This is a genomic window from Clostridium sp. Marseille-Q5894, from assembly GCF_946902305.1.
Lineage (GTDB): Bacteria > Bacillota_I > Bacilli_A > Erysipelotrichales > Coprobacillaceae > Thomasclavelia.
In genome coordinates, this window is sequence record NZ_CAMPPT010000016.1 from 1 (window position 1) to 10,025 (window position 10,025).

The following is a 10,025-nucleotide window of genomic DNA, read 5'->3' on the forward strand; positions in this document are numbered from 1 at the left end:
AAAGTTGTGATTAACAATCACAAAGACTTAAATAATCTCATCCAAGAATTAGACAATAAAACAAAGGGTTCTCACTAGTTGAACCCTTCTTCATTTTTGGTGACATTTTCGCTGAACGTTAACATATCCATAAAAAATTAATCGAAGATTATATGCAAAAAAGAAAACTGACTTATAACATTTTGACATATACAAGAAGTCAAAATCTGTTTTCTGATATTGTGGAAAGGAAAATATATTTCGATCTCATTGTTTTGGATATAGAAATGCCTAGAATTGATGGTATGACACTTACATCTCGTATAAAAGAAGTATTACCTGATTCCTTTATTGTATTGGTTACTTCCTATCTTAAATATGCGATCGATGCTTTCGAATTAGAGGTATTTAGATATATTCCTAAAAATCTGCTGACAGAAAAGCTAGAGAAAACACTTGATGATGTTATAAAAAGAATTAATCTGCAATCAGAACAAAGCTATATTATACAGACTGCAACAAGGATGGAAAAAATCCTTTACAAAAATATAGTATATATTCAAAAAGATGGTAAAAATTCGATTTTTGTAATGAAAGACGGGAAACAGACAAAAGTACGACAAAGTCTTATTAAAGTTTATGATGAATTGTTTTCTGAAGATTTTGTATATGTAGATAGAGGAACAATCATCAATGTTTCTCAAATCATGAATATCAAAAAAGATACAGTACAGCTTTCAGATGGTGTTGTTTTTAAAACGAATATGTCACGATTAGAAGAAATCAAATCTCAATTAAATAGATTTTGGGGAAATCATTTATGATAGAACCTATTGTATATTCATTACTGACTGTGAGAGTTAAAGGAGTCTAGCAAACATGAGTATTATAAGTGAAATCATCAGATTTATATCATGGTTTATCGAGATATACCTGTTAATGAAATTATTTGAAACTGTACTGTATAACAAAAAGAGAAATGATGTCAAAAATCTAGATATACTTATTGCTTTCTGTGGTTCCTGTTTATTACAGATCTGTAGTCATACGACAATGATTATGTATTTTACGAGATTGGTATTTATATGGTATGTGAGTATAGGTGCTTTGATCTTGTATAAAGCAAATATAATTGCATTTCTTTCCATTTCCAGTTTTTATAGAATGTGTCTTACTTTTGTTGAAATGATAACGATTATCATTCTATCAAACTTTAATGGAAGCATTAATAATGTCAAAAATATGATTTCTAAGCCTAGTTTCTTTAGTATCTTTTATATGATTTATATGATATTGATTTTGTTCATATTATTTTATATGACAAAAAAACTTTTGACTCAATTACTACAAGACAAGAAAAAGATATATGTTTTTATACTAACTGCTTTCATTGAAACATTGGGATTTATTAATTTTGTTAATGAATCACTGATAGTGTCACATCAGCCTATTTCACCAACATGGTTATTATTGATAGGTTGTATTTCTCTTATTTCGTTTATGGTGTATTTTCTATCTCGATACAGACAAGAAAACATGAAACTGAAATTTGTGGAAATGAGGAATCATTTATTAGAAGAAAACTATAATGTCATTAATGATCTATACATGAGTCATGCAAAACTTTATCATGACATGAATAATCATTTGAATGCACTATATCAATTAATAGACTTAGGAAATACAGAGGAAGCCAAAGAATATATTCAGGAAATCAGCAAGCCTACTTTAAAACTGTCAAATATCATATGGACAGGAATTGATGTGGTCGATGTGGTTATCAACAGTAAATTAGAGGAAATGAGAAAAAAAGGGATTGAAGCAGATATTGATGTTGAATTCCCTAACAATTCCAATATACGCTCAAATGATATATGTACGATATTGGCTAATTTACTAGATAATGCCATTGAAGCAACTGAGAAAATTGATGGTGAGAAAAAAATATCACTTGTCATTCGTAGGGTTAATCACTTTATTATTATGAAAATAACCAATACCAATAAATCAAATGAGCAAGAGTTCACGAACTTTCCTAATACAACCAAAGCTGATAAAGAGTTTCATGGCTGGGGCTTGCCAAGTGTTTTAGCGACCATAGAAAAATATAATGGTTCTATGAAATGTGAAAATCATGAAAATGAATTTACAGTTACTATTCTATTGTTCTATGAAGCACAATAAAAGATAAAAAACATGTTCCAAAAATGACAAATGAATAGTTTACATTATAGAGAGATGCTAATTGAGGCATCTTTTTTTGTATAAATACCAAAAAAATTGAATTCGAGGACATAAAAGACAGGGTTCAAGGACACCCATGAAACAAAGTCAAAGTTATCAGTATAATGAAAAATGTAAAAGATGTGATGTTATTCATCATAGCGCTGATGGAAAGGAATGATAAACAAACGCAAGCTCATCTATCTATAACTTATTTATAAAACATAAAAAAATATACAGGAGGAATTATAAATGGAATTTAAAATCATCAATTTAACAAAATCATTTCATGGTTTTATTGCAGTCGACCATTTAAACATGACCATGACTAATGGAGTCTATGGACTTTTAGGAGTTAATGGTGCAGGAAAAAGTACCTTGATGAAGATGCTTTGCACCTTACTTCGTCCTACAAGTGGACAAATCACTTATAATGGTAAGAACATTCAATTTATGCAAGATAAATATAGAGATGTATTAGGTTATTTACCACAAGATTTTGGTTTTTATCCTGATTTAACCGTTAAAGAATACTTATTGTACATTGCTTCTATCAAAGGAATCCAACAAAAAGAAGCAAAAAGACGAGTTAAGATATTGATTGCTAAGGTTGGACTTGAAAAGGTAGCCAACAGAAAAATGAAAAAACTATCTGGCGGTATGCAACGTAGAGCAGGTATTGCTCAAGCAATGTTGAACAATCCACGTGTATTAATATTGGATGAACCAACCGCTGGACTTGATCCCAACGAACGTGTCAGATTCCGTAATCTCATCAGTGAATTAGCAGAAGACAGATTAGTTTTGTTATCTACACATATTGTTTCAGATGTTGAATACATCGCAAATGAAATCTTATTGATGAAAGATGGACGAATCTTACAGCATGGAACATCTGAACAAATCATTCAATCAATGAACGAGCATGTATGGAAATGCTATGTTGAAAAGAAAGAGGTTCCCTATATGATGAAACAATATAAGATTTCTAATTTAAAGAATGAGGGTTCAAAAGTAGAACTAAGAATTATTTCTAAACAAATGCCTCACCAATCTGCAACATTGGAACAGGCAAACTTGGAAGATGTATTTTTAAATTATTTTGGAGAAATGGCTGGTGATTATAATGCTTAGATTTGAAATTAAAAAGATTTTTCTTAAACCATTAAATAAAATTATTATTGGTGTGTTATTAGCAGTAACAGTGTTAGGAGCTGTTCTCGCAATTAAAGATGTTCAATATATTACAAACAGTGGAGAACAGTTAACTGGCATTTCTGCTGGACAACATTTAAGAGAAGATATTGAAAAGTGGGAAGGAACATTAGATGATGACTTGTTAAAGAAAGTCATTCAGAAGAATGATGAAATCAATAAAAAAAGCAGTGGTGATGAAGCTTACAGACAAAAACAGGGAATTGATGGAATTGGAGAAATGATTAATGTATCTTTCTCTGGTATGAATAATTATGATTATTATGTCGCTGATAACATTTCAGAAAATGAGGTTGGAAATCTTTATGAAAAAAGAATATCAGGTTTAAAAGATTGGTTAAACAGCGAAGATGTGAAAGGAACATTCACACAAGAGGAAGAACAATATCTTATTGATAAGTTTGAAGAGTTAGAAACACCATTCTACTATGAATATACGGAAGGCTGGAAAGCATTATTAGATTCCCCTTTTCTTCCTACATTACTATTAATTGTGGTCGTAGGTATTGGTTTCTTAGTATCAGGAATTTTCTCTGATGAATTTAGATATAAAGCTGAATCAATATTTTATTCTACAAAGTTGGGAAGAAACAAAGCAATCATGTCAAAGATGGGTGCAGGTTGTTTAACAATTACAGTCGTTTATTGGGCTAGCATGATTTTGTATTCTCTTATTATCCTCTTTGCATTGGGATTTGATGGTATGGACAGTACAATACAATCAGGAGCAACAAACTGGTTCAGTATGTATAATCTGACATATTTACAAGCCTATTTGCTCGTTATGATTGGTGGTTATATTGGATGCTTCTTTATTCTTATGTTATCAATGTTTGTTTCAGCAGTCAGTCGATCAACAGTCTTTGCAATTACGATTCCATTTATTTTTGCATGTATCCCTATGTTTTTAGGAAGAATCAGCTTCTTTGCAAGAATCATTACATTATTCCCGGATATGCTGCTTAGAATCAATATGGAATTCAAAAGCTTTCTACTTTATAGTGTCGGTGGACATATAACAAGTGTTTATGGAATCCTTTTCCCTTGTTATTTCATATTATCATTAGTGTTTATTCCATTAATTTATCAAGTTTATAAGAAATTGGAAGTGAAATAAATGAAGAACAGTAAATTGAAAAAAAAGACTATTGTCATTTTAATTGTATTTCTTGGTATGTTCCCTTTTACAAACAAAATATATTCAACAGGTGAAGTCTTAATAGACCATCTCCAAGAGTTAACAACAGATATTCAAGTTGCAGATACATCACTAGGATGGAATCTTATATTAATTAATAGAGAAAATACCATTCCAAAAGATTATAAATTTCCACTCACTGAACTGTCGAATGGAAAAAAGGTAGATTCTAGAATTTATCCTGATCTTCAAAAGATGATGAACGCCACCAGAGCAGATGGAATACATTTATTTGTTGCTGAAGGATACAGAACGAGTGAAGAACAGCAAAAATTACTTGATGATAAGATTGATGCCTATACATATGAAGGCTATTCTTATACAAAAGCTAGGAAACTCGCAAAAGAATGGGTAATAATCCCTGGTTGACGCTCTTTCCTATGCCACTCTTTTAAAAATGCGTGGAAAAAATTATAAGGACTATCATATCTTATCTCTTGGTGGAGTTCAGATTCCTCGAAAGGATAGTGAAATATTATCTAAGACACCAATAGCATTAGAGCAGTTTTTAAAGGATTTTCCAGATGTCAGAAAGATCATTTTTAAGGATGATCAATATGATATAGCACCATATCCAATTATTAATGGAATAGCCGAATTATATAAGTTTGCTATTGGTACATCTTAATCTCTATCTTTATTTTATAGTTCTATTATTAAGCAACCATATTTTCTTGAACAAAGATTTGATCATGAATACTGTAATAAGGATGATATACAAGGAGGAAAATGGATAGCAGACTGCTATAATAAAACTATTTTTATTCACGCTTCTGAAGAAACACTTAGACAAAAAATGCAACAAGGACAATATATTCTTTTTCCAAACCTCATTTAAAAACCAAATGAAGGCAAATGGTATTTTAAAAAATATATAAGTTCTATACCAAAAGACAAAGACCATATAGAAAAACGTATTATTATCCCTCATCAGTTAAAAGAAACATTATTAATTCAGCTGGAAATTATGGGAATATCTGAAGAAACGTTATTTTCTGATAATATAGATACAGTTTGCAGTAATATTTTAAAAAGCAGAATAATTAGAGTTAAAAATAAAAATCAATTTTAAATAAACGTTTTAAAAAAGTCACGACATTGTCGCGACAATTCACAATGGAGACAATTATAGAATGAGTTTTGAGTATAATTTTATGAAATCCTAACATAAAGAATAGCATAAAATATATGTTTATAGATTTATAATTTTTTGATTTACAAAGGAATAGAATATAATTAAAAAACTATAATATGAATGGTTGGATTGACCATTTCCTCATTTTATGGTAATATATGAATGTAAGAAAAAGGTCGGAATGGAGACTTATTAAACCCATATCCAATTGGTCGGAGCAGAGACCTAAAACCTGCTCCATTGCAGAGAACAACTGTTAAAAATCTAAAAGGCGATTCGTCGCCTTTTAATTTATTAAGGGGAATTTATGGCAGAAAATATATCATTTAAAGAACGAGTAAAAAATACAGCAATTTTAGAAGCTAATGCATATCAAAAAATGTATGTAGAAAATACGTATTTAATTTTTTCTACTCAATTTAAAAATAGTGAGTATTATATTTTATCTGCTGAACAAGATAATTATCTCCATTTAATTGGAGTGAATACTGATTTAAGTGCAAAAGATTTTTTTAAAAGATGTCAATTAGGAACACTAAAAGAAGACGATTTTGATTTTGTTAAACCACATCATGACGAAAAATCTGTAAAAGGGTCAGTGAGAAGAAAAATAAACTGTCTTCCAAAGTTAAAATCATTGTTTTATAGTAGTTGTTTATTATTTGAAGAAGATTTTAGAAAAAATAAAGTGGTATGTGCTTTAGCTGCGTCGGACCAAGAAATAACTCTCGGTTTTACAAATGGAAAAAAATCACGACCTAAGACCTTATTAAAAGGTAATGAATTAAAAACATCAATAACAGTAGATTTAATTCTTTCAAAGAAAAGAGAAGAACTATTGTATGCAATGTCATTAAGTTAAGCATTAAAACTTGAAAAAGACTCTTTAACGTAAATGGTTCTTACTCGATAATGGGTAATTAAAAAGATAAGCTTTTAAAAATGACGGTATTTATTAGTCTTTTAAGAAATGGCATTTTAATGTTTACCCTAAAGTAAGAAAGAACTACGTAAATAATAGAGTCTTTTTTATTTTTGAAAATTTGCTAACACTTTTGAAGTGTCTGCTTTAAGAGCTATTCTTTCATCTTTGGCGAAAAAACTTTAAGCAATTCTAACAGTGCCATATCGCTGTCCGTTAACCCTGTGTTTTGCTGTTGGTTATTCATATCATCATCAAGAGTAGAATAAAACTCTTTATCCATCTTCTGTGCATTGAAACGTCTATCTTCATCAATGGTTTTAGAATAAACATCTGTAACCATTTTTGCTTCTGCGTGACCTGTATCACCCTGTACTGACTTAGCATCACCGTTTGTCATTTTAAGTTTGTAACCTGTACTTAGATGGCATAAGCTGTGGAATACGACAGTTTCATAATAGTTTTCTTCACAGAGCTTTTGGAACCTATCTCTGACAATACGGCTTTCTACAGGATTCCTATTGTCTAATGCAATGACAAGATTATAATCATTATACGTACTTCCACTATACCAATAATTCAGCACCCGTTTTAGGTAACCAGACAACATGGTTACTTGTTTTTATCTTAGATGTTTTCAAGACAAGTCTTGTAGTACAATGCGCTTTCTGTATTAGAAAAATCTTAATAATATCTTTTTCTTTCAATTTCTGCATTTACTCTTGAAAACTCTTTGTTGATGATTACTTTTGCATTACTTGTAGCAATGGATTCTTCATCAATTATCATATCTTTCCATGTAAGACCTGTAATTTTACCATTCTACATAGACCACCAATTATTGTTGAAATTTCTCTATTTTTGCAATAATCATGCTATTCTCTATGTCTGGCTGAATACATAGTATAGCTGCAATCGCTGCATAAAAAGGTACGCTATTGCTTCTATAGCTATCTATTAAAAACAAAGGAATATCGAAATAACTGTTTTAACAGTTCTTAAACCTATTTTAAATGATTTATTTTTCATATATTCCTTTTAATACGGATGTTGCAAGTATATGTCCTTCCATTTTCTGATAAAGTTCATTGAGATAGAATCCCCTTTGTAAATCAAGGGTCTTATCAAGGGCAAATACATGAAGTTCATATGTATGTGCTTTATCTGGCGGTGTCATACCTCCATAATAACTAGCTTGTTCTTTTGATTGCTGATTGCCCTGTATGCTTATCCAGCTATTAGCACCTTGTACAAAATCAGCTGCTTTTTGACTTTCATTCTCTTTGACTTCATTTCTTTTGAGATTTGCTCCCAACCAATGTATCCATGTAAATCCAACAACTGGATAAGCGTCTTTATCTTCTAATATAAATGCGAAAGAAACTGTATTCTCTGGTATTTCTTCAATTTTAAATGGTAATGAGTAGGTAGGAACGTTATTCTCATTAAAATATGTACCACGACCACCATAATCTTTTTTAATAATTCCATCAATAATTCCTGTACTTGAAATAAACATCTTTATGACCTCCTAGTTTTTATGATTTTCACAAACATAATAACAGGGGAATGAAAAGACGTAAATTACCCACTTTTTTGTTGGTATTAATATGGTACAACATTTTTAGCAATCAATTCTTGTTCTTTTCCGTTGTTTTTAAGATATTCAATACCAATATGCTGAATTATTGTTAGTGCTTCTAAAATTTCCTTACCCATACTTTCAGTTAAAAAATACTCAACATGTAAAGGATATCCAGAGTAAGTTTTTTTATCAACAAATCCATACTCTATTAATTCTTTTAAATGCTCCAGTAACATTTTCTGTGTAATTCCCTCAATGTCTTGTTGCAATTTTGAAAGGGATGTTGCTCCTAATCTAAGTCTCCACAATATAATTGGTTTCCATTTACCTTTGATCATATCATGAACCAATTCTAAAGGGCAGGTATAATCTTTTCGTATTTTCATTATTTCATCATCTCCTGTTGGACATTTTACTACCAATGACTTTATTTTTCTATAGTCGATATATAACAATCTGTCTGATAAAAATTTGATTATTATGGAAAGTGTTGCTGATGGAATCATCAAGTCAAAAGAAGTGGAGGACGAATAATCCTCCACTTTGCTTATTCCATAAAATAAGTCGATACCTTAGGAAAAATACTATAGTTTTTGATTATGAGATGAATTACCTGCATAATCGAACAACGGGGCAAACATTTTAAACTCAAAAGTTTCTCTATTTACAGCACCAACAACCTTATCACTATTGTAAAGCTGCATTAAAAAATCCGCCATTTGTTCACTTGTATGATATGTTCCAAAAAGTTTATCGTAATCATATTCTGTAACATCATTCGCTATTTTTCCAAACTCAGTTTTGGTAGCAGCAGGAGCTAATACTTTAGCCTGCATTTTTGCATTAGAACTATTTAACTCTCTTGCCAATCCCTCCGTAAAGGTACTTACATAAAATTTTGTGGCACAATAAGTAACAGCAGTTGGAACTATTGTATAACCTCCACATGAAGAAACATTTATAAGCTGTGTTCCTTCAATATCTTTATAATCATGTACGAAAAGTGTTGAAAAAAGAGTAAGTGCTTCAATATTCAGATGAATCATAGATTCTACTTTCTCTAAGGACTGCTCCGCAACACTACCATAATTCCCAAATCCAGCATTATTTACCCATGTTTCCAACTGATATGATTTTAATTCATCATAAAGTTGATAAACATTTTTAGATTTAGTTAAATCAGTTGCTTTGACAATAACTTTTACTGACGGATATTTCTCCAAAATTTCTTTCTTTAATTTAGCGAGCTTTTCTTTACGGCGGGCAATTATAATTACATTTTTACCACATGAAGCAAAGGCTTTCGCTGTTTCGTAACCGATACCAGAACTTGCTCCTGTAATAACAGTATATATATTCGTTTCATTTACCATTTGTCATTCCTCCTTTTGTTTGATACAATAAAACCATACAATGTAGAGTTCACTCTATGTCAAGAGATAAGAGGTGATTTTTTGGATTATTCAATAGGTGAATTTTCAAAACTTACAGGATTAGGTATTCATACATTGCGTTATTATGAACAAGAAAATTTGATAATACCCAAACGTACTGCTGCGATCCGTCGTTGTTATTCAGATAGTGATATAAAATGGATTGATTTTATTAAACGATTAAAAGATACTGGTATGCCAATCAAAGTGTTAAACTGCAAACTCTCCCCACTTTGCAACTGCAAATTAAAATAATCAGATTTTTATACTTTTTGAATTGTAACCGCAAATTATTTTAACTTGTTATCTGTTAAATAAAAAAAGAATGCAATTAT

General features: G+C 30.4%; 13 protein-coding genes. 9 read left to right on the forward strand and 4 right to left on the reverse strand.

Features of this window, described 5'->3' with window-relative positions; all coding sequences use genetic code 11:
• Positions 1-140: 140 nt before the first annotated feature.
• From OC535_RS14510 to OC535_RS14540, 7 genes are all read left to right on the forward strand, one after another.
• Positions 141-803, forward strand: coding sequence for a LytR/AlgR family response regulator transcription factor (locus tag OC535_RS14510; RefSeq protein ID WP_498824160.1), 663 nt, complete (start codon positions 141-143; stop codon positions 801-803).
• Between the two features lie 733 nt (positions 804-1,536).
• Positions 1,537-2,163 (forward strand): sensor histidine kinase, encoded by a 627-nt coding sequence (locus OC535_RS14515; RefSeq protein ID WP_498824161.1) that lies wholly within the window; start codon positions 1,537-1,539, stop codon positions 2,161-2,163.
• 291 nt (positions 2,164-2,454) lie between these two features.
• Positions 2,455-3,336 carry an ABC transporter ATP-binding protein gene (locus OC535_RS14520; protein WP_498824157.1) on the forward strand — a complete coding sequence of 294 codons (882 nt, stop codon included), beginning with the start codon at positions 2,455-2,457 and terminating at the stop codon, positions 3,334-3,336.
• Positions 3,329-4,534, forward strand: coding sequence for an ABC transporter permease (locus tag OC535_RS14525; RefSeq protein WP_498824158.1), 1,206 nt, complete (start codon positions 3,329-3,331; stop codon positions 4,532-4,534). The genes OC535_RS14520 and OC535_RS14525 overlap by 8 nt, the downstream gene beginning before the upstream one ends.
• Positions 4,535-4,984 carry a D-alanyl-D-alanine carboxypeptidase family protein gene (locus OC535_RS14530; protein ID WP_227053188.1) on the forward strand — a complete coding sequence of 150 codons (450 nt, stop codon included), beginning with the start codon at positions 4,535-4,537 and terminating at the stop codon, positions 4,982-4,984.
• Between the two features lie 28 nt (positions 4,985-5,012).
• Positions 5,013-5,243 carry a hypothetical protein gene (locus tag OC535_RS14535; RefSeq protein WP_227053187.1) on the forward strand — a complete coding sequence of 77 codons (231 nt, stop codon included), beginning with the start codon at positions 5,013-5,015 and terminating at the stop codon, positions 5,241-5,243.
• An 814-nt stretch (positions 5,244-6,057) separates the two neighbouring features.
• Positions 6,058-6,612, forward strand: coding sequence for a PBECR4 domain-containing protein (locus OC535_RS14540; RefSeq protein WP_227053186.1), 555 nt, complete (start codon positions 6,058-6,060; stop codon positions 6,610-6,612).
• Positions 6,613-6,826: 214 nt separating this feature from the next.
• On the opposite strand, the gene OC535_RS14545 is transcribed toward OC535_RS14540, so the two are convergent.
• The 3 genes from OC535_RS14545 to OC535_RS14555 form a co-directional block, all read right to left on the reverse strand.
• Positions 6,827-7,072 carry a hypothetical protein gene (locus OC535_RS14545; RefSeq protein WP_227053185.1) on the reverse strand — a complete coding sequence of 82 codons (246 nt, stop codon included), beginning with the start codon at positions 7,070-7,072 and terminating at the stop codon, positions 6,827-6,829.
• 618 nt (positions 7,073-7,690) lie between these two features.
• The gene (locus OC535_RS14550) at positions 7,691-8,191 is read right to left on the reverse strand and encodes a YbhB/YbcL family Raf kinase inhibitor-like protein (protein WP_227053184.1); all 501 of its coding nucleotides are present in this window, start codon (positions 8,189-8,191) and stop codon (positions 7,691-7,693) included.
• An 86-nt stretch (positions 8,192-8,277) separates the two neighbouring features.
• A complete protein-coding gene (locus OC535_RS14555) occupies positions 8,278-8,643 on the reverse strand; it encodes a winged helix-turn-helix transcriptional regulator (RefSeq protein WP_227053183.1) in 366 nt (121 codons plus the stop codon).
• A 70-nt stretch (positions 8,644-8,713) separates the two neighbouring features.
• Between OC535_RS14555 and OC535_RS14560 the strand changes: the two genes are divergently transcribed.
• Complete coding sequence (locus tag OC535_RS14560; RefSeq protein ID WP_498824162.1) at positions 8,714-8,791, forward strand: hypothetical protein; 78 nt, start codon at positions 8,714-8,716, stop codon at positions 8,789-8,791.
• 50 nt (positions 8,792-8,841) lie between these two features.
• Here the strand turns inward: OC535_RS14560 and OC535_RS14565 are convergent, their stop codons facing one another.
• Positions 8,842-9,630 (reverse strand): SDR family NAD(P)-dependent oxidoreductase, encoded by a 789-nt coding sequence (locus OC535_RS14565; RefSeq protein WP_227053182.1) that lies wholly within the window; start codon positions 9,628-9,630, stop codon positions 8,842-8,844.
• Positions 9,631-9,711: 81 nt separating this feature from the next.
• Between OC535_RS14565 and OC535_RS14570 the strand changes: the two genes are divergently transcribed.
• Positions 9,712-9,945: a MerR family transcriptional regulator gene (locus OC535_RS14570; protein WP_498824159.1), complete on the forward strand. Its 234-nt coding sequence runs from the start codon at positions 9,712-9,714 to the stop codon at positions 9,943-9,945.
• Positions 9,946-10,025 lie beyond the last annotated feature (80 nt).